The sequence below is a fragment of the Formicincola oecophyllae genome, assembly GCF_006542395.2.
GTDB classification, from domain to species: Bacteria; Pseudomonadota; Alphaproteobacteria; order Acetobacterales; family Acetobacteraceae; genus Formicincola; species Formicincola oecophyllae.
The window spans coordinates 1,213,155-1,233,305 of sequence record NZ_CP038231.1 but is presented as its reverse complement, the minus strand read 5'-3'; the positions used below and the strand labels follow the sequence as shown (position 1 = coordinate 1,233,305).

The following is a 20,151-nucleotide window of genomic DNA, read 5'->3' as shown; positions in this document are numbered from 1 at the left end:
TGAATCAAGGTTGCCTGGGCAGGCAATGCGGGAAAAGGGGTTTGCCAATGAGCTTGCAAGCCAAGAAGCCCCAACCCTACGCTGACCCAAAATAAAGCTGCCAGAACAACGCGCCCCAGCGCCAAGGAAGCATGGCAGGGTTTGGCGCACAGCGTGTTATTACCCAACCAAGCCCATAACCCCGCAACGCTGAAGGCCACCAAGCCCGCTGCCACAAGCTCCCACAAAGGTGGTTCCTGTGAAAACGCCAGATAAAGGGCTTCGCCACTACCTAAACAGAAAGGTATCCAGCAGGCTAGCCTGTGACCTTGCAAAGCTACCCAACACCTTGGCAAGGCATCCATCACAAACGCCTACAGTAAAGCTTCAGATCCTAAAATTACTGCTTCGCTGAACAATGCACTCCAAACGTGATGAACTGGTCTGCGACTCCTTAAAAGGAAGAAGCTGCGAACCTCTTCACCCCATCAATCAAAAGCTCACCATCCTCTCTGCGGGCAAAATGAGTGCCTTCATGAATGGGACTTGCTTTAAACGACATCAACTGATGGCCATCCAGCACCTTCAAAGGTGTTAAGGAAGGGACCTCTGCTGATGGCTTATAACTAACGCCATAAGCTTTCATGTTAGGCCAATGCCGATTGAGCGTGTCCACCAAGCTTTCAAAGCGCTGTTCAAGTTCACCAAACTCTTCAAGAACGAAGAGACAAGGTTTGGTGTTGTGTAGTTTTTTGAACCGTTCAATGGTCCTGAGGTAATAGTTCCTGTCTTCTGTCTTGGTGGGGTCTTTGTGATTGAAAAATGGCCGTTCAGGGTTGGCAGCATCGTAATGCTTGTTAAAAGCCACAGGCCGTCCCTTCTCTTCAGCCAGGGATTCCACTGTTGACTCATCCAGGAAATGTCGGAAATCGCTTTGTAAGATCCTAATCAAACTTTCCACATTGCAAAAAGTCCAATCAAAAGGCATCGCTGCAGTACACAAGCCAGCTTCACGCAACAGGATTGCCGGTAAACAAGAAAGTCCCTCCTGCAACAATCATTTCACATTATCTCCAGCTTAAAAATCAACATTTCATTGATGATTGTATAAGATACAAATCTCTATACAAAATATTGTCAATTCACCGCCAACGGCGTCATGGTCAAGAGAGCGCTGTCATGGTGTGACCCATTCAGATAAACAGTCTTTCGTCAGCAAACTATCTTATTGGAAAGATAAGGTCAGATGGATTAAATATCAATTAATAATCACTCAATTAGATTTTAAATGGAAATTCCACATTTTCGGTAAATTAAAGGATAATATAGGATATAGGAAAAATTCCTGGATCTTCAATACATAGTTTTCAAGAGACCAGCAATAATTAATATTGGTAACCATCTATGATTTTTGAAAAATTATTTCATTCTCATATCCTAAGGAGTGGTCTGTTGCCATTTGATAAATTAAATCGATATGTCTTTGTCACTAAATCATTAATCCTCACTAACATTATTCTCACAATGAAAAATAAAATTCACCACAAAAATGCCTAATTTTATTAGGTAAAAATTTTCCCACCACATTTAACTACAAGGCATCTATCTTATTCGGCTCTCCAATTTCAATCCACAGCCGCTGAAGCCGTAAAATTCAAATTGCCCCTCCACAGAGCACCCCTTCCAGCAGGTCCATAAAAATGATTGTCCCTAACTTTAATGTGAGAGGGTTGCATTTTTGAACGTGTCGCATGATGAAACACCCCACCGGTTGGAATAGGCCCCAAGGCCACACCGATCGATCGAATTTGAATGCCTGCCTTTAAAAATCATCTACAGGCTTTGTTTATCCTGCCCCACCATCACCAAAAGGCGCGTCCATGACCATTCGCACCCGTTTTGCACCCTCCCCCACTGGACTGTTGCACATTGGCAATGCGCGTGCCGCCTTGTTCAACTACCTGTTCTCCCGTCACCATGGTGGGGAGTTTCTCCTCCGCATTGAGGACACCGATAAGGAGCGTTCCACCCAGCAGGCTGTGGACGTGATCTTCGATGGCCTCAAATGGATGGGGCTGGATTGGGACAATGAGCCTGTTTTCCAGTCCACACGCCAAGGGCGCCATGCGGAAGTGGTCCAGCAGATGCTCGACAGCGGCCATGCCTACCGCTGTTACTGCACAGCGGAAGAGCTGGCCGCCATGCGCGAGAAGGCGCGCGCTGAGAAACGCCCTCCACGCTATGACGGCACCTGGCGCGACCGCGACCCTTCTGAAGCGCCTGAGGGCATGCCGTTCACTGTGCGCCTGCGCGCGCCCCAGGAAGGTGAATCAGTTGTTCATGACCTCATCCAGGGGGAAGTGCGCGTGGCCAACGCTGAACTGGACGACCTAATCCTGCTGCGCTCTGATGGCAGCCCCACTTACTTGTTGGCTGTGGTGGTGGATGACCACGATATGGACATCACCCACGTGATGCGTGGCGATGACCACCTTATCAACACCTTCCGCCAAAAGATGATCTATGAGGCCCTGGGTTGGAAAACGCCCGCCTTTGCACACCTGCCGCTTATCCATGGCCCCGATGGCGGCAAGCTTTCCAAACGCCACGGCGCCCAGTCCGTGATTGAGTTCAGGGAGCAGGGCATTCTGCCTGAGGCGCTTGACAATTACCTCCTCCGCCTTGGCTGGGGCCATGGAGACGCTGAAATCCTTGACCGTGCTGAACAGATCAAGCTGTTTGACGTTGATGGCATCGGGCGTTCGGCCGCCCGCATGGACTACCGCAAGCTTGACCACATCAATGGCGTTTGGATGCGCCGCGCTGACGACCAACGCCTGACCGATGACGTCATGGAACGCCTGCGCGCGCGCCAGCAAGCTGGCACAGGCCCCAACATGGCCTTAGAAGGCCCTGAAGGGGAGGGTGCCCGCAAGCGCATCCTGGCCCTCATGCCAGGCCTGAAGGAACGTGCCAAAAACCTGGAGGAGCTGGCGACCAACGCCTCCTTCGCTGCCGCCACCTTGCCACTGGCCTTCGTCCCCAAAGCCTTGAAAATCCTTACTGGGGAAGGCCGTGAGGTCCTGCAGGCCATTCGGCCGCAGCTCGCCGCCCTGGACCCTTTCACCCCAGAAGGCATCGACAGCACCTTGCGCAGCTTCGCCGAAGCGCGCCCCTGCAAGCTGGGTGCTGTGGCGCAGCCCCTGCGCGCAGCCATGACAGGCACCACCACCAGCCCTGGCATTGATTTGACCTTGGCGGCCCTGGGCAAGGACGAAGTGCTGGCGCGCCTCGACAGCGCCCTGGTCCATGTCACCCCTGCTGGCGGGGGAAACGCATGAGCAACACCCAGACAATGCCCCACCCCATTCAGCACAGCGCCCATTTGCTTGGCATTGCGGGGCTGACCCCAGAGCAGGTGCTGCCTTACCTGGATTTGGCTGAAAGCTATGCCTTGCTCAGCCGTTCGCGCACGCCACCACGTGACGTTCTGCGCGGCAAAACCGTTATCAACCTGTTTTTTGAGGACAGCACACGCACACGCACCAGCTTTGAACTGGCAGGCAAGCGTCTGGGCGCAGACGTGGTGAACATGACGGTGGCCACAAGTTCCGTTAACAAAGGGGAGACGCTGCTTGACACAGCCTCCACTCTCAACGCCATGCGGTGCGATCTGCTGGTCATCCGCCATGCTCAAAGCGGCGCGCCAGCCCTTCTGGCGCAGAAGGTGGAAGCCAGTGTCGTCAACGCTGGTGATGGCATGCATGAACACCCCACCCAAGCCTTGTTGGACGCCCTGACCATCCGCCGCCATTTTGGCAGGTTTGAAGGGCTGGAGGTTGCCATTTGTGGTGACATCGCCCACAGCCGCGTTGCGCGCTCAGACATCCTGCTTCTGCGCCTGCTAGGGGCGCGCATCAGGTTGGCAGGTCCCCCCACCCTTCTGCCAAGTGCTTTTGGGAAAATGGCGGGTGTCACCATTCACCGTGACATGGACGAGGCCGTCACAGGAGCTGACGTCGTCATGTGCCTGCGCGTCCAGCGTGAGCGCATGGGGGCGGGGCTCATCCCCAGCACGCGTGAGTACTTCGCCCTTTTCGGCCTTGACCAGCGCCGCCTGGGCTTGGCCAGGGACCACGCCATCGTCATGCACCCTGGCCCCATGAACCGTGGCGTTGAGATTGCCTCAGAAGTGGCTGATTCACGCCAAAGCGTGATTTCAGAACAAGTGGAAATGGGGGTGGCTGTTCGCATGGCCGTTCTGGACAGACTTTCACGCAGCCGGAGGAACCACCACGCATGAGCGCTTCCAGCACCTCTTCCCCCCAGGCGCTGTTCTTCAAGAATGTGCGCTTGGTTGACCCTGCCAGTGGCCGTGACGGCCTGGGCACCCTCCTGGTGGAAAATGGCTTGATTAAAGCCCTTGATGTGGATGAGGGCAACGTGCCCCCTCATGCCGAAATCATCGATGGCCAGGGCTGGGTGCTGTGCCCCGGCTTGGTCGATTTCCGCGCCAGCCTCTGCGAACCGGGTTTTGAATACCGTGAAACCCTGCAGTCTGGTTCCCAAGCGGCTGTAGCTGGTGGCGTGACCACCATGGGGGTGGAACCCACAACCATGCCTGTGGTGGACACGCCAGCCTTGGCCATGTTCATCCGCCAACGCGGCCATGAGATTGGCCTGACCACGCTTGTGCCGCTTGGCGCGATGACCAAAAGCTGCGCTGGCGCTGAGATGGCTGAAATCGGCATGATGAAGGCCGCTGGCGCCATGGCCTTCACAGATGGGCCACGCGCTGTGCCCAATGCCAAGCAAATGCGCAACATCATGGCTTATGCCCAGTTCCTGGATGCCCTTTTGGTGCTCCACCCCCAGGAAACGGCCTTCAGCAAAGGCGCCAGCGCCACATCAAGCCCGCTTGCCGTGCGCCTTGGCTTGCGTCAGGTGCCTGCTGCCGCCGAGGCCATGCAAGTCCAGCGTGATGTGCAGCTGGCCGCCATGACGGGGGCGCGCATTCACTTCGCCGACATTTCCACCAGGGGCGCCTTGGCCCACATCCGCCAAGCCAAAGCTGAAGGCATTCAGGTGAGCTGCGACACCTCCCCGCCCTATTTCGCCATGACGGAAGTCGCCATAGAGGGTTTCAGGACCTACGCTAAGCTCACCCCCCCCTTGCGCACGGAAGATGACCGCGCCGCTGTGGTGGAGGGCCTGGCAGATGGCACCATTGACGTGGTGACATCAAGCCACACCCCTGCGGACGCAGACGACAAGCGTCTGCCGTTTGGTGATGCGCTGCCTGGTGGCACGGGGCTTGCCACGCTTCTGGGGGTTACGCTGGACGCTAGCGGCCTGCCTTTGCTGGAGGCACTCGCGCTCCTCACCACGCGCCCAGCTAAGCTCATGGGGGTGGAAGCAGGCACCATGGCACCCGGCAGGCCCGCAGACCTCTGCCTGTTCAATCCTGAAGAGGCCTGGCAGGTTGTGGCAGGCCAATTGCCAGGCCTAGCCCAGAACACACCTTTTGATGGCTGGACGCTCAAAGGTGTGGTCAAGGGGACGTGGCGCCATGGCAAAGCTGTGTACAAATCCGCTGACAAAAGCAGCCAATTAGAAGGTAGCCAGACAGCATGATGGGCCCCCTTCTGCTTGCTGGCGCCTTGGGCTACCTCCTCGGCAGTGTGCCCTTTGGTCTTCTGCTGGTGCGGTTAAGCGGTGGGGGCGACATCCGGGCCATCGGTTCAGGCAACATTGGCGCCACCAATGTGCTGCGTACTGGTAAGAAATCCATTGCTGCTGCTACCTTGCTGCTTGATGCCCTCAAAGGGCTGGTGGCCGTTCTGCTGGGCGGCTGGTTGGGCCAGGCCAGCGGCGTTGCGCCCCTTGCAGCCAGTGTGGCGGCGGTGTGCGTTGTGCTGGGCCATTGCTTCCCCCTCTGGTTGAGTTTTAAGGGGGGGAAAGGGGTGGCGACTGGCCTTGGCGCCTTAGTGGGGCTGTGCTGGCCTGTAGGGCTTGCGTGCGCCCTGTTGTGGTTGGGTGCAGCGCGTGCCAGCCGCATTTCCTCTGTCGGCGCGTTGACGGCCTTTCTAGCAGCGCCCCTGCTCATGGCCATTGTGTGGCTTTGGAGCCATGACGCCACCCCTGCCCCTGTAGTCGCCACATTGGCAGTCACCCTCATTGTGATGCTGCGCCATCACGCCAACATCAAGCGTTTGGTCGCTGGGGTGGAACCACGCGTGGGCCAGAAATAAACCATATGGCGGGGCAGGGCACAGGCAACGTTTCACCACATTGGTTGGCCCGCTACAGGCTGGGTCGCAGCCAAGGGGTGGGACCGCGCACCTACCAACGCCTGCTGGCCAAGTTCCCCAACCCAGAGGAAGCCTTGCAGGCCTTGCCCAGACTGGCCGCCAAGGCCAAGCGCCCCTGTGCTGTGCAAAGCGTTGACCAAGCCTTGGAGGAGATCAGCGCTACAGATAATCTGGGCGGAGAAATCATCCTTCATGGTGATCAGGCCTACCCCCCTTTGCTGGCCCAATTACCAGACCCCCCGCCCCTGCTTTTCACAAAAGGCTGGCCTGGCCTGCTTTCCCAAAAAGGCATTGGCATTGTCGGGGCGCGCCACGCTTCAGCAGCAGGGCTGCGTGTCGTGGCGGAAATGGCCAGCATGTTGGCCAGCCAGGGTTATAGCGTGGTTTCTGGTTTGGCGCGTGGCATTGACGGTGCAGCCCACAAAGCGGCGCTGGCCCATGGCCTGACAATCGCCGCTGTGGCTGGCGGCCTTGACCAGCCCTACCCACCCCAACATGCCAGCCTGCATGAAGACATTGCCCACCATGGCTGCCTAGTTACGGAAATGCCGCCTGGAACGCTGCCCAGGGCGCAACTGTTCCCACGACGCAACCGCCTGATTGCAGGCTTGACCTTGGGCACCGTCATTGTGGAAGGGGCGTTGCGCTCTGGCACGCTCATCACAGCGCGTTTGGCGCTCTCCTATGACCGGGTGGTGATGGCTGTGCCAGGCCACCCCCTTGACCTGCGCTCCGGCGGCGGCAACCAGCTCATCAAGGATGGTGCAGCCTTAGTCTGCAATGGGCAGGATGTTCTGGAGGCCGTCTGCCTCCTGCCTGGTTTAAAAACACCCCCGCAGGGGCCTAGATCTGGACATGGGCAACGCCCGACCATGACGCACAGCAGGGGGGAAGCGGACCTGTTCAGCCTTCAAACCAATGCCCCAGCCAACGCTGTGCAACACCCAAGGCCAGAACGGGGCCTGCAGCAAACCGATGCCGACAAGGGCGGGGAGTTGCGCGCTGCTGTGCTGGAACTGCTTTCAGATGTACCAGCAAGCCCTGACACCCTAGCAGCTTCCTGCGGCTGTCCCATTGGGGCCTTGATGGCGCTGCTGGGGGAACTGGAGCTTTCAGGCTTGGCTGTGAACACAGGGGCAGGCTTCACACGCGCCTAAGGCAGCCTTTCGGGATGCAGCCAGGAAAGCCTAAAAACGGTGCCCTGCCAGCGTTTCCACGGGTTTTCCAGGCGGGACGTTCAAGAAAATCCGCTTTTCAAGGGCTACCAAAGCTGGCCCGATGGGTTGAGCTTGGTTATGGAAGGGGCATGGCTCGGTCTCTGCCGGGGTTTTGGGCCTTGCAAGCCTGCATGAACGAACGAGGATGGTGCAATGACGAGCGTCGTGGTCGTGGAAAGCCCTGCCAAAGCCAAAACTATCAACAAGTATCTTGGGAAGGATTACGTGGTCATCCCTTCCATTGGCCATGTGCGCGACCTTCCCCCCAAAGATGGCAGCGTCAATCCAGACGAAGACTTCGCGATGAAATGGCAGACCAGCGAAAGCGGCGCCAAGCAAATCAGCAAGATCGTCAAGGCTTTAAAAGACGCGGACGAACTCATTCTGGCCACTGACCCTGACAGGGAGGGGGAGGCCATCTCTTGGCACGTGCGCGCCGCTTTGATGGAAAAGAAGGCACTGACCGGCAAGAAGGTCCAGCGCGTCACATTCCATGAAATCACCAAGCACGCCATCCTGGAGGCCATGCAGCACCCGCGTGAGCTGGACCAGCCGCTGATTGACGCTTACCTGGCCCGCCGCGCCCTGGATTACCTGGTGGGTTTTACCCTTTCGCCTGTCCTGTGGCGCAAGCTTCCTGGTTCACGTTCAGCAGGGCGTGTGCAGTCAGTGGCACTGCGCCTCATCTGCGAGCGCGAGGCGGAGATCGAGGTCTTCAAGCCACGCGAATACTGGTCCGTGACGGCCCAGTGCACCTGCCCCGAAGGGCAGCTTTTCCAGGCACGCCTCACCCACCTTGCGGGCACTAAGCTGGAGCAGTTCAGCTTGGGGGACGAGACCGCCGCCCACAAGGCGCAGGCGGCTGTCCAGCAAGCCGCCTTCAAGGTTGAAGCCATTGAGAAACGCCGCACCAAACGCCACCCGGCACCACCGTTCACCACATCCACCATGCAGCAGGAGGCTTCGCGCAAGCTAGGCTTGAGCGCCCAGAACACCATGCGCACCGCCCAGCAGCTTTATGAAGGCGTTGACCTAGGCGGAGAGACCACAGGCCTCATCACCTATATGCGCACTGATGGCGTCACCATGGCCAAAGAGGCGGTGGAGGCCATCCGCCAACACATTGGCGAGGCATTCGGGGCAGCCTACCGGCCTGAAAAGCCTCGCCTTTACAACACCAAAACTAAGAACGCCCAAGAAGCCCACGAAGCCATCAGGCCAACTGACATCAGCCGCACCCCTGACATGGTGGCTGGGTATTTGAACGCCGATCAAGCCAAGCTCTATCGCCTGATATGGCAACGAACTGTTGCCGCCCAGATGCAGTCTGCCGAAATTGACCAAACCGCCGTGGTACTGGCGGACCCAACCCAGGGGGTGGGCACGCCGCGCCTGCGTGCAACGGGTTCAGTCATCGCTTTTGACGGTTTCCTGAAGCTTTACCGTGAAGGGCAAGACAGCCAGGATGAACGCGAAAGTGGCCTTCTGCCTGAACTGGCTGAAGGGGATTCCATCACCTTGGGCGAAGTCGTTCCTGAACAGCATTTCACCCAGCCACCACCACGCTACACGGAAGCTTCCCTGGTCAAAACCATGGAAGACATCGGCATTGGGCGCCCCTCCACCTATGCTTCCATTTTGGGCGTTCTGCGCGACCGCAATTATGTTACGCTTGAAAACCGCCGCTTCATGCCTGAAGACCGCGGACGCATTGTCACCACCTTCCTGGTGAAGTTCTTTGAGCGCTACGTGGACACAGGCTTCACGGCCGCCCTTGAGGAGCAGCTGGACGAGATTTCAGGCGGGCGCGCTGACTGGCACCAGGTCATGGGAGGGTTTTGGCAGGATTTCTCAGGCGCGGTCGGCCAGACGAGCGACCTGAAGATATCTGACGTCATCGATGTGCTTGACGCTGACTTAGGCGACCATTTCTTCCCAGCCGTAGCCGAAGGGCAGGATCCACGCACTTGCAGCGTGTGTCATACAGGCCGCATGGGACTGAAATTGGGGCGCCACGGCGCTTTCCTGGGCTGTTCAAACTACCCTGAGTGCCGCAACACACGCCCCTTGGCACTGCCAGAATCAGCTGATGCCGTTCCCATGGAAAGCGAACACCTGCTAGGCCATGACCCTGAAACAGGGGAGGTCATCAGCGTGCGGCGGGGCCCTTATGGCTTCTACCTCCAACGTGGTGAAGCCAACCCTGAAGACAAGAAATCGAAACCCAAGCGCGCTGCCATACCAGCTGGGATCTCCCCAGCAAATCTGGACCTTAAAATGGCCCTTGGGCTTCTCAGCCTGCCGCGCCCTATCGGGGTTCATCCTGAAACGGGCCAGGCCATTACGGCGGGGCTGGGGCGTTTTGGGCCTTTTGTACGCATGGGCAGCATTTATGGCAGCCTCAGCAAAGAAGATGATGTCCTGACTGTTGGTCTGGAACGCGCCCTTGAGGTCTTGGCCAAAAAGCTGGCCAGCATAAGGAACCTTGGCCTTCATCCTGTGGATGGTGAACCGGTCATGGTGCGCAAGGGGCGCTTCGGACCTTATGTCCAGCATGACCAGACCATTGCGAACCTGCCTAAGGAAACCGCCATGGATGACGTCACCATGGAGGAGGCGCTCCAACTGTTGGCTGAAAAAGGCAAACCCCTGAAAGGGCGCAAAACCACCCGCAAAGCCGCCACCAAGAAAACCACCACATCATCCAAGGCTTCCAGCGCAGCCAAACCTGCCAAAAAGACCAAGGCAACCACGGCAAGCAAAAAAGCAACAGCTAAAAAAGCGACTGCGAAAACAGCAACGCGCACCACCACAAAAGCACGCACCACCAAAACGACTGCCAAGGCAGCCACGGCCACCACAACTGCCAAAGGGAAAACTACGTCTGCCCCGCAGTCCGACACCAAAGCCGATGATGTGCCCTTTTAAGCAGCGCAGAGGTCTGGCAGAGGCTGAGGCGGCTTCAAGGAAAAGCCCCACTATGGCTTTTAGGCAACAGCACGTTGCACAGCCCAGCTGTTTAAGCGAAAAGAAAAAGCACTGTCTGGGTGGGAGTATTACATGAAGCACCGCATCACGATCATGGCCATGAAGGCCCGCGGTCGCGCGCTTTTCATGCGTGGCGGCATCGTGAGCGGCGCACTGGCATGCCTGTCTGGCCTTGGGGTGGCCAGTGTCGCGCAGGCTCAACCTGTGCGCGGCCTCTACATTAATGGCGACATCGGGGCCACCTTCACGCAGGGCCAGATGATGCAGCCCCAAGGCACCCCTATGGGGTCGGACAGCCCTTATGGCGCTGGCGGCAAGCCTGACTGCTCTGGCCTCAGCCACAAGCAGTGCCACAAGCTGAATCACAATGCCGAATACTGGAGCCACCATAGCTGGGCCAATGAGCGGCTGCAGCAAAACCGCTACACCTCAGGGCGTCAGGAATTCGATCCTGGCATCATGGGTTCTGGCAGTGTGGGTTATGGTTTTGACAATGGCTTCCGTGTGGAGGTTGAGGGGGGTTACCGGGAAAACCGCCTTGGCCATTTCCACGACCCAGGGCTGGGCGCCCAAACCAGTGGGCATGAGCGCACCTACGACGTCATGGCCAACGCCTTTTTTGACATGGATGTGGGGCTGAACTGGCTCTACCCCTATTTCGGTGCCGGCGTGGGTTACATCTGGCAGAATGAACATGCTGGTATCTCCGCCAACCAGCATGGTTCTGTGCGCAACCTGGCCACTGGCCAGATGATGAAGCTTGGCCACTACAATGAGCGTTTGGGCGGTACTGCAGGGGAATTCGCTTACCAGGGCATGTTCGGCCTGGCCTTCCCCCTGCCTTGGGTTGTGGGGCTTTCCGCCACAACTGAATATCGCTTCCTGAGCAGCTGGGGCAGCAACCGTCACAGCTGGCGCGCCTCTGGCGTGGCAACGGATGGCAACAAGAACATCTATGCCAGTGGCCACGGCCGCATGGGCTCAAAAACCTACTTCAACCATTCGCTCATGTTGGGGCTGCGCTACGAATTCGACCCAGCGCCACCGCCGCCACCACCTGCAGCGCGTACGGTCGCAGCGCCAGCGCGGGCACCGGTGCGCACCTATCTGGTCTTTTTTGACTGGAACTCAGCTGCTCTTACAGGGCGGGCACGGGCCATTGTTGATTCTGCAGCGCGCAGCTCCACGGCTGTTCAATTCACGCGTGTTTTGGTCAATGGCTACACTGACACCTCTGGTGGCACCCAGGCCCACGCCTACAATTATAAGCTGGGGCTGAAGCGCGCTGATGCCGTCAAGGCAGAGCTAATTCGTGATGGTGTGGCTGCTGGCCTCATTTCCGTGAAGTCTTATGGCGACACGCATCCCTTGGTAGCCACTGGGCCTAATGTGCGCGAAGCCCAGAACCGCCGTGTTGTGATTGAAATTAAGTAACGCCTTCGTCACAGCACCGCAGAGAAAAAGCCCTTGCTGTTTTGGCAAGGGCTTTTTCTATTACTCCAACACCCATGGGCATGAAGACGCCCCGCCAAGGTGGGGTGGAAAACCCGCACCTTGGCACAAAGGCTTAATGGGCCTTAGCGCGCTTTCCTGTGGGCACGGGCGCGCACCACCCTGTGGTGCCTACGGACCTTAGTCTTGGTAGCTTTGGTTTCTTTCGCTGCAGCCTTGGGTGCCGTGGCAGCTGGCGTAGGCGTAACAGCAGCTGGTGCTGTAGCTGCTGGCGTGGCTGTGCTGGCAGGGGTAGCACCTGCATTGACCGTCACCGTCATGGTAGCGCGGGGAGCCGTACCAGCTGGAATCAACACCACACCGAATGTCTCCTGGCCCTGCTGGCCAGGACGTGGGGTGAAGTCAACGTCTGTTTTGCCGTCCCAGTTATACATGTAGACCTGCCCAGCAGCTGGGGAAGGGTCAACACCATAGGAAGCGTACTGCTTGCCATTGTTACCAGGGGCCGGGAAGCCGCAAACGCCACCTTCATTGCTGACAGTCATGGTGATGGCATAATGGTTGGCGCCATCCTGCGTGATGGGCGAAAGGGTGCACACAGCGGCATTCTGCAAGCCTGTGCGGAAGGGGTTGTTGGTGGTCAAGGCAATAGGGCCACCATTAGGCTGCTGCTGGCAGCCACCAAGCAGCCCAGCGCCCAGAACGCCAGCAGCCAGTGACAACCCCCCGGCACGGGTAATGGAGCGCGTGAGGGCGCTGGCGGCCTTGAAGGGTGAATGCATGATGTGTGTCTCCAGAATTCATGTCACGGCCGCCTGCAAGCCCAGGCATTGGGTGGCGCTCCGTGCCCTCCCAGCGAAGAGGGTGTTTGCGTAACATGCAGAATAAGCTGATAAACAGCAAAAGAGAATGAAAGACCGCACATGCATAAAAAGCGTTCCCCTTGGGCGCCCCTTTCATCTCCCTCACCCGCCTGCCTGACCCTGCTGCCAGGACCTTGAGAAAACAGTTTTCAAAAAGGTTCCTGTTTTGTGGTTTCGGCGGCTTCACCGTGCTATAATTGGCCAGCGTTCACCTGGAGATTTCCCATGCAGTTCCCCTCCTTCCGCTTCTCACCAGCAGGGCTTGCCGCTGGTCTGTTTGCCACTGCTTCTCTGATCATGGCAGGGCATGCCAGCGCGAAGGATTGTGGCGCTGCCGCCACGGCTGACCATGGCGCCTTCGCCCTTGAAGGCCTCAAGTCTGAACTCATGGTTACGGCGCTCGCTTGTGGCCAGCAGGAACGCTACAATGCCTTCGTCATGAAGTTCCGGCCCATTCTGCTGGCTAATGAACACACGCTGGACGCTTACTTTCGCCGCACCTACGGTGCTCGCGGCGCCAAACTTCGCGATGATTACGTCACCCAGCTTGCTGATGTGCAGTCCCTTCAGGGCGGCAAGCAAGGCACCCTTTTCTGCACCCAGCGCACCCCCATGTTTGATGAGGTGAACGTCCTGCAGAATGGCCCTGACCTTATTCATTACGCTGAAGCCAAAGCCATCACGCAGCCCCCCTCCTATGAACAGGCCTGCCAGGGCAGCGTCACCCACACTTTCCACCGCATTATGCGCACCGCGCGCCGCCACGCGCGCCATGGCCGCACCCACAGGAAGTGATTTCCGACTGCAGCCCCCTGTGCCACTTGGCGCGCTTTGGGTAGGGCCGCAGGGGCCAGGCTTCACAGCCCGGCCACTTTTTTGACAATGAACATCCGACAGGCCGTGTCATGATGGCAGGCCATGACGATGCCACGCTCAGCCCCCCTTCAAGGGCCTGATAGGGTGGTTGGCCTGTCTGACATGATGAAAGCGTCACCAGAACACATGGCTTCCACGCCCGCCACACCACCGCTGGACCTTCTTGCCCAGCAAAGTGCCTCCTCAAAAACCTCCACAGCTGGCCCTTCTTCCAGCAACCTTTACGATGCCCAGGCCATCGAGGTCCTGGATGGGCTTGAAGCCGTCCGCAGGCGCCCTGGCATGTACATTGGTGGCACTGATGCCACCGCTTTCCACCATTTGGCGGTGGAAATCATCGACAACGCCATGGATGAAGCCGTCAGTGGCCATGCCAGCACCATTGAAGTGACGCTTGAAAACGCCACAACGCTGAGCGTTCGCGACAATGGCCGTGGCATACCCATTGGCAAACACCCCAAATTCCCTGACAAATCAGCGCTGGAAGTGATCTTCACCATCCTGCACGCTGGCGGCAAATTCTCTGGGGAGGCTTATGGCTTCTCTGGCGGCCTTCATGGTGTGGGCAGCTCTGTGGTCAATGCCCTTTCCAGCTTTCTTGAAGTGGAGGTCGCCCAGCAGAAGCGCCTTCACAGGCAGGTATTCAGCCAAGGCCACCCCCAAACCCCTTTGGAGGATGTAGGGGGCGCCCCCAACCGGCGCGGCACGCTGGTGCGCTTCACCCCTGATGAGGAGATCTTCGGGCGCCAGCATTTCTCCCCTCAGCGCCTCTACACCATTTGCCACGCCAAGGCGGCGCTGTTTCGGGGTGTCACCATTAAATGGCGCTGCAACCCTGACCTGTTACCTGAAGACAGCTCTGTCCCTGCTGAAGCCGACATTCACTTCCCTAATGGCCTGGCGGACGCGCTGGCTGGGGAACTCCAAGCGCGTGAAGGGGCGGAGATCCTCGTTCCCTGGGACGATAGGGTGGATTTCCCCCCTGCAGGACGCAGCAAGAAATCATCTGGCCGTATGGAATGGGCCATGGCCTTCCTGAACGGTGGCACTGCCAATGTGGTGTCATGGTGCAACACCATTCCCACACCCCAAGGGGGCACGCATGAGGCTGGCTTGCGCGCCGCCTTGACCAAAAGCTTCCGCGCCTGGGGGGAGGAACGCAAAGTCAGGCAAGCAGCCGCCATCACGGCTGATGACATTCTGAGCTTCACAGCCGTGCGGCTGTCTGTGTTCATCCCAGACCCGCAATTCCAAGGCCAAACCAAGGAGAAGCTGACTAATAGCGGTGTTAGCCGTCAAGTGGAAGCTGCCCTGCGCGACCGTCTTGACCAGTGGTTTGGCGCCGACCCCACCCAGGCTGACCTATTGGTGGAGAAGGCCGCCACCTTGGCTGAGGAGAGGCTGCGCCGCCGCGACCGGCAGGACATTTCGCGCAAAAGCGCCACGCGCAGGCTCACGCTGCCTGGCAAGCTCACTGACTGCACGGCCACACGCCACCAAAACACGGAAATCTTCCTGGTGGAGGGGGAGTCGGCAGGGGGGTCTGCCCGCCAGGCCCGCAACCGTGAAACCCAGGCTGTGCTGCCTTTGCGTGGCAAGATCCTCAATGTGGCTTCAGCCACCTCTGACAAGCTCATTGCCAACCAAGAGCTGCGCGACCTTACAGAGGCCCTCGGTTGTGGTCTGGGGCGGGAGTTCGCCCTTGAGAAGCTGCGTTATGACCGCATCGTCATCATGACAGACGCTGACGTTGATGGGGCGCACATCGCTTCTTTGCTCATCACGTTCTTCTACCGGGAAATGCCTGACCTCATCCGCAACGGCCACCTTTACCTGGCATGCCCGCCCCTTTACCGCCTCACCCATGGCAAGAAGACATTCTACGCCATGGATGACGCTGAACGCGACAAGCTTCGCCGCACCAAATTCCGCAAAACGGACAAGGTGGAGATTTCGCGCTTCAAAGGCCTTGGTGAGATGCCCGTGGGGGATTTGAAGGAAACCACCATGAACCCAGGCCAACGCACTTTGCTGCGTGTTGAACTTCCCCCCGAACGGCAGGAAGCCACTGAAAGCCGCGTTGAGGACTTGATGGGCCGCAACCCCCAGCCCCGTTTCCGTTTCATCCAGGAGAATGCCAGCACTGTGACGGACCTGGATATCTGACCTGCTTCCAGGGCGTGGCAGGCTGGTTCCCCCGCCCCCGCCTACTGTGCCATCAAGGCAACCGATTGGGCGGGAAGCAGGTGCTGTCCCTGCCCTTTCGGAGTGGCAAGCATGACTGACGCGCCCCATCAACAACCCTCCACGCCACGCAGAGCGCCTCAGGCACGGCTGGCCAAGATGCAGCGCCATGTTTGGCGATGGGTGCGGCGCCATGGCGGCCACACTATCCAGGGGGCGCTTCATGGCAAAAAGCCCCACATTAAGTTCCCACACATCAGGTTCTACCTGCATGAGCTGAAGGACCGCCCCCTTTCAGGCGCGCCCACACAGCGCTGGCATTGGCGCCTTTACGGCTGCGAAGCTTTAGCCACAGCCATCATGATGGTTGTTGGGTTGAGCGTCTGCATGGTGACGTTGGCTTCATCCTCCCCCTTAGCGCAATGGTTGCGCCACTGGCCCCTGGTGCAGATCGCCTTGTGTGGGTTGGGTTTTGGCCTCGCCTGCACAGCAGGCGCCCTGACACGTTTTGGCAAAGTCAGTGGTGCGCACCTCAACCCCTCCGTCTCACTGGCCTTTTTTCTGTCTGGGCGCATGAAAGCGCCAGACATGCTGGGCTATTTTGGTGCCCAACTTCTAGGGAGCCTCATGGGGACAGCAGCCCTGTGGTTAGTAGGGTGCCTGGTCCCCCAGTGGGCGCAAATGGCCCAGCAAACGGGTTATGGTGGCACGTACCCTGCCCATGAATGGCCCCTGTGGGCCGTCATGGTGGCAGAGCTCATCGCCACGATGGGGCTGGTGCTGGTGATGTTGTGGTTTGTGGCCCATCCACGCTTCCAACGTTTTGCGGCTTGGTGGACGGGGCCTTATTTCTGCATCATGAATCCGCTGGTGGCTTTCATCAGCGGTGACAGCACCAATTTCACACGCACTTTGGCGCCAGCCCTGTTCATGCACGATTACAGGGGGCTGTGGATTTACCTGGTGGGGCCATTCCTGGGTTCAGCACTGGCCATTTTCTTGGTGCGGAGCGCTGTTCTCGGCAAGCTTTCCCTGCGTGAGGCCAGATTGGTGAATTTCGGCCATTATGGGCGTGTGCCCCAATTCGCTGAGCCTGAAGCGGCAGGTCCGTCACCTGAGTGGCTTAAGGCCAACCCACCCCCCAAAACCAGTGGCCCCGACCCGGTAGCTGTGGATGAAAGTCCAGCCGGACCGGTTGCAAATTGAATAGTATTGGCTGAAGCCTCCAATAGGGGCATTAACTTCTGCCAGTGAGGCATCCAGAAAGCTTCGCGCCATCCCCCAACCCCTGGTAAAACCTTGATGAGGGGTGAACGCCCCCCTATCAAGCGCTTAGGCAAAGAGCCATGAGAAAACGTCTGGGGGAAAGGGAGCCATCATGCAAAAAGCCTGTTGCACCCTAGGGGCAACAGGCTTTTCCAATCATGCTCTCTGGTGGAGGAGGTTGGATTCGAACCAACGTAGGCGTACGCCAGCGGATTTACAGTCCGCCCCCTTTAGCCACTCGGGCACTCCTCCGAAAGAGTGTGTCTCACTTAAAACGTCATGGCTTTAGTGTCAAACAATTACAGGGCTTTTTCTGCATCGCTCACCAAAAAAAGAGTTTATAGACAAAGGATGAGCAAAAAACCCTTCCCTTCCTCACCCCGTTCTGGCCGGGGCCGGGGCGCACGCAATGCAGCCCCCCGTACAGGCACTCCAGGCCCTGGTGGCCGCTACTGGCTTTACGGGCTTCACGCCGTTGCAGCAGCACTTAACAACCCGTCCCGCCAAAAGCATGACCTTCTCCTGACGTCAGAAGCCCAGGAGCAGCTCCCTGTTCCTGACAACATGCTGCCCAAACTGGTCAAACGGCCTGACATTGACGCCGTCTGTCCCCCAGGCGCTGTCCACCAAGGGGCAGCGCTGCTGGTATCCCCCCTGGAAAACCCAGACCTTGAAGACGTCCTGGCACAGCGCCCTGGTCCTGTGCTGCTTCTCGACCAAGTGACGGATCCCCACAACATAGGTGCTATCCTGCGTTCCGCAGCGGCTTTTGGGGCTGCCTGCGTGGTGGTGCCTTCACGCAATGCCCCTGCTGAAACCGCCAGCATGGCCAAAGCAGCCTCTGGCGCCCTTGATGCCGTTCCTCTGGTGCATGTCACCAATCTTTCACGCACCATCAAGGAGCTTCAGAACGCTGACATCTGGACAATGGGCCTTGATGCTGGTGGCACCCCTTTGCACAGCACCAAGCCCAAAGGCCGCGCTGCTTTGGTGATGGGGGCTGAAGGGGCTGGCATGCGCCGCCTGACCCGTGAAAGCTGCGATGAAATCGTCTCCATCCCTATGCCTGGGGCTATGGAAAGCCTCAATGTCTCCAACGCCGCTGCTATCGCCCTTTATGAAATGACGCGCGCCCAGGGCTGACGGGCCCCCTCCACAAGCCAGGGAAGGGGCCACCCTTCAATGGCTTTGCTGGGCCTGGGGCGCCGTTCGGGGTGCTGAGCCAGTCAGCTGGAACTCCGCCATGACACGTGCCCTCTCAGGGGCCCAGAGCACAATGCGGCTGCCTTGGTCACTGTTCAGCAACACAGCCAAGGCGCCATCAGGGCGCGCTGTGACGGATTGGATCCATTCCCCCGGGCGTGCTGGCACCATCAGACGGCTTTCAGGTTCATCGCTCAAAACAGGACGGAGGGTAAAATCCTGTCCATGGACAACAGTCATGGCTGGCACAGGCCGGCTTGCTACAACATCATGATGGCTGGCCCGCACGATGACGGTGTAAACAAGAAACACCACCCCCACCACAAGCATAATGCCCATGATGATCACGGCCGCCAACAAAAGACGTGGCGGCTTGTAAGGCGGCACGTCATCCCCCCCGCCTCCTCCAGCGGTGGGGGCATCTTCTGAAGCGCCCTCGCTGCCTGCACCATTTGGCGCTACAATGCCCTTTATGTCCTCTGGTTTACCTTCAGCCTCTTCTACCGCCACACTCATGCAAGCCTCCGCCAATGGAAATCATGCCCAACGCCCCCCTGGCCTTGATGGTCAGGATGCGCTCTCAGGCATGTCCCATCAATTCATAGCGCAGCCTGGCATGGAGCCCCAACGGGTGGATCGCTATCTGGCTGAGAAGCTCGATGGCCTGTCGCGCTCGCGCACCAAGGCATTGATTGAGCAAGGGCACTTGCGCTGCAATGGGCAGACCGTCACCGACCCCGCCATGATGGTGCGGCCAGGGCACACTATCACTTTGGAGGTTCCCCCAGCTGCCCCGGCCACCCCGCGCGCTGAAGCCATGGCGCTGGACATCATTCATGAGGATGATGACCTCATTGTTATCAATAAGCCGGCAGGGTTGGTGGTTCACCCAGCCCCAGGCCATGAGAACGGCACTTTGGTCAATGCGCTCCTGGCCCATTGCGGTGAAGGTTTCATGGGCATTGGCGGTGAAAAGCGCCCTGGCATTGTGCACCGACTGGACAAGGACACTTCCGGTGTCATGGTGGTGGCCAAAACTGAACGGGCCCATCATGCCCTTTCAGAAACCTTCGCTACCCGCCGTGAACTGGAACGGCGCTATTTGGCAGTGGCATGGGGGCAGATGGTTCCCCTTGAAGGTGACTACGAAGGCAACATTGGTCGTGACAAGCGTGACCGCAAACGCATGGCCGTTGTGGAACGGGGTGGCAAGGAAGCCCGCACCCATTACGAGACGGTGGAAAGGTTGGGCACAGCGGCAACATTGGTCGCCTGTCGCTTGGCAACTGGGCGCACGCACCAAATCAGGGTGCATTTCGCCCATAATGGCCACCCCTTGGTGGGTGATCCCCTTTATCTGCGCCGTATTCCAGCCCCCGCCCGGGCCATGGCCAGTGCCCCCAAAGCCGCGGCGCTGGATTTTCCACGCCAAGCCCTCCATGCTGCAAGCCTGGGCTTTCGTCACCCCCGCACAGGTGAGATGATGCATTTCACAGCACCGTTGCCACCTGACATGGAAAAGCTTTTGGCGGCCTTACGCCCCTCACAAACGGCCTAAACCAATTCTGGTTCACAGCCATGGCAGTGTAACCACATTCAGGCCATGTTGGTGGTCTGCAATGACTCCCACCCCTACAGCGTGACTGGACAAATCGGAAACCATCATGGCAGCTCCATCCACCACTACAGTCCGCAAAACGCCTTCCAAGGGGAAGGCAGCCACGCCTAAAGCTGCTGGCGCCCCCACCAAAGTGGGCGCCAAGAAAAGCGCGCCCCACAAAATATCTGTGCAGCCCAGTACCACCAACAAAG

At 58.5% G+C, this 20,151-nt stretch carries 15 protein-coding genes and 1 tRNA gene; 12 read left to right on the top strand and 4 right to left on the bottom strand.

Annotated elements, in window-relative coordinates; translation table 11 throughout:
* Positions 1–433 precede the first annotated feature (433 nt).
* Entirely contained in the window at positions 434–1,036 is a 603-nt protein-coding gene (locus E3E12_RS05525; protein WP_141443427.1) for a DUF1796 family putative cysteine peptidase, read from the bottom strand.
* An 823-nt stretch (positions 1,037–1,859) separates the two neighbouring features.
* On the opposite strand from E3E12_RS05525, the gene gltX reads away from it, so the two are divergent.
* From gltX to E3E12_RS05490, 7 genes are all read left to right on the top strand, one after another.
* Complete coding sequence (gltX, locus tag E3E12_RS05520; protein ID WP_141443426.1) at positions 1,860–3,320, top strand: glutamate--tRNA ligase; 1,461 nt, start codon at positions 1,860–1,862, stop codon at positions 3,318–3,320.
* Entirely contained in the window at positions 3,317–4,282 is a 966-nt protein-coding gene (locus tag E3E12_RS05515; RefSeq protein ID WP_240810446.1) for an aspartate carbamoyltransferase catalytic subunit, read from the top strand. The genes gltX and E3E12_RS05515 overlap by 4 nt, the downstream gene beginning before the upstream one ends.
* Entirely contained in the window at positions 4,279–5,613 is a 1,335-nt protein-coding gene (locus E3E12_RS05510) for a dihydroorotase (RefSeq protein WP_141443425.1), read from the top strand. The genes E3E12_RS05515 and E3E12_RS05510 overlap by 4 nt, the downstream gene beginning before the upstream one ends.
* Positions 5,610–6,230, top strand: a complete 621-nt coding sequence (plsY, locus tag E3E12_RS05505; protein WP_141443424.1) for a glycerol-3-phosphate 1-O-acyltransferase PlsY — start codon at positions 5,610–5,612, stop codon at positions 6,228–6,230. Before E3E12_RS05510 ends, plsY begins: the two co-directional genes overlap by 4 nt.
* Before the next feature lie 5 nt (positions 6,231–6,235).
* The gene (gene dprA, locus E3E12_RS05500) at positions 6,236–7,447 is read left to right on the top strand and encodes a DNA-processing protein DprA (RefSeq protein ID WP_141443423.1); all 1,212 of its coding nucleotides are present in this window, start codon (positions 6,236–6,238) and stop codon (positions 7,445–7,447) included.
* 213 nt (positions 7,448–7,660) lie between these two features.
* Complete coding sequence (gene topA / locus E3E12_RS05495) at positions 7,661–10,435, top strand: type I DNA topoisomerase (protein ID WP_141443422.1); 2,775 nt, start codon at positions 7,661–7,663, stop codon at positions 10,433–10,435.
* A gap of 132 nt (positions 10,436–10,567) precedes the next feature.
* Positions 10,568–11,929 (top strand): OmpA family protein, encoded by a 1,362-nt coding sequence (locus E3E12_RS05490; RefSeq protein WP_141443421.1) that lies wholly within the window; start codon positions 10,568–10,570, stop codon positions 11,927–11,929.
* A gap of 143 nt (positions 11,930–12,072) precedes the next feature.
* Here E3E12_RS05490 and E3E12_RS05485 read toward each other — a convergent pair whose 3' ends face one another.
* Entirely contained in the window at positions 12,073–12,729 is a 657-nt protein-coding gene (locus E3E12_RS05485) for a hypothetical protein (RefSeq protein ID WP_141443420.1), read from the bottom strand.
* Positions 12,730–13,035: 306 nt separating this feature from the next.
* Here E3E12_RS05485 and E3E12_RS05480 point away from each other — a divergent pair, with 306 nt between their 5' ends.
* The 3 genes from E3E12_RS05480 (at position 13,036) to E3E12_RS05470 (ending at position 17,076) form a co-directional block, all read left to right on the top strand.
* On the top strand, positions 13,036–13,605 hold the full coding sequence (locus E3E12_RS05480) for a hypothetical protein (protein WP_141443419.1): 570 nt from the start codon (positions 13,036–13,038) through the stop codon (positions 13,603–13,605).
* Between the two features lie 207 nt (positions 13,606–13,812).
* Positions 13,813–15,852: a DNA gyrase/topoisomerase IV subunit B gene (locus E3E12_RS05475; RefSeq protein ID WP_141444111.1), complete on the top strand. Its 2,040-nt coding sequence runs from the start codon at positions 13,813–13,815 to the stop codon at positions 15,850–15,852.
* A gap of 111 nt (positions 15,853–15,963) precedes the next feature.
* Positions 15,964–17,076 carry an MIP/aquaporin family protein gene (locus E3E12_RS05470; RefSeq protein ID WP_141443418.1) on the top strand — a complete coding sequence of 371 codons (1,113 nt, stop codon included), beginning with the start codon at positions 15,964–15,966 and terminating at the stop codon, positions 17,074–17,076.
* A gap of 226 nt (positions 17,077–17,302) precedes the next feature.
* Here E3E12_RS05470 and E3E12_RS05465 read toward each other — a convergent pair.
* Positions 17,303–17,388, bottom strand: a tRNA-Tyr gene (locus E3E12_RS05465).
* A gap of 99 nt (positions 17,389–17,487) precedes the next feature.
* Between E3E12_RS05465 and rlmB the strand changes: the two genes are divergently transcribed.
* Complete coding sequence (gene rlmB / locus E3E12_RS05460; protein WP_141443417.1) at positions 17,488–18,279, top strand: 23S rRNA (guanosine(2251)-2'-O)-methyltransferase RlmB; 792 nt, start codon at positions 17,488–17,490, stop codon at positions 18,277–18,279.
* A gap of 36 nt (positions 18,280–18,315) precedes the next feature.
* Here rlmB and E3E12_RS05455 read toward each other — a convergent pair whose 3' ends face one another.
* On the bottom strand, positions 18,316–18,855 hold the full coding sequence (locus E3E12_RS05455) for a hypothetical protein (RefSeq protein ID WP_141443416.1): 540 nt from the start codon (positions 18,853–18,855) through the stop codon (positions 18,316–18,318).
* Positions 18,856–18,925: 70 nt separating this feature from the next.
* On the opposite strand from E3E12_RS05455, the gene E3E12_RS05450 reads away from it, so the two are divergent.
* Positions 18,926–19,897: an RluA family pseudouridine synthase gene (locus tag E3E12_RS05450; RefSeq protein ID WP_141443415.1), complete on the top strand. Its 972-nt coding sequence runs from the start codon at positions 18,926–18,928 to the stop codon at positions 19,895–19,897.
* The last annotated feature ends 254 nt before the right edge of the window (positions 19,898–20,151 follow it).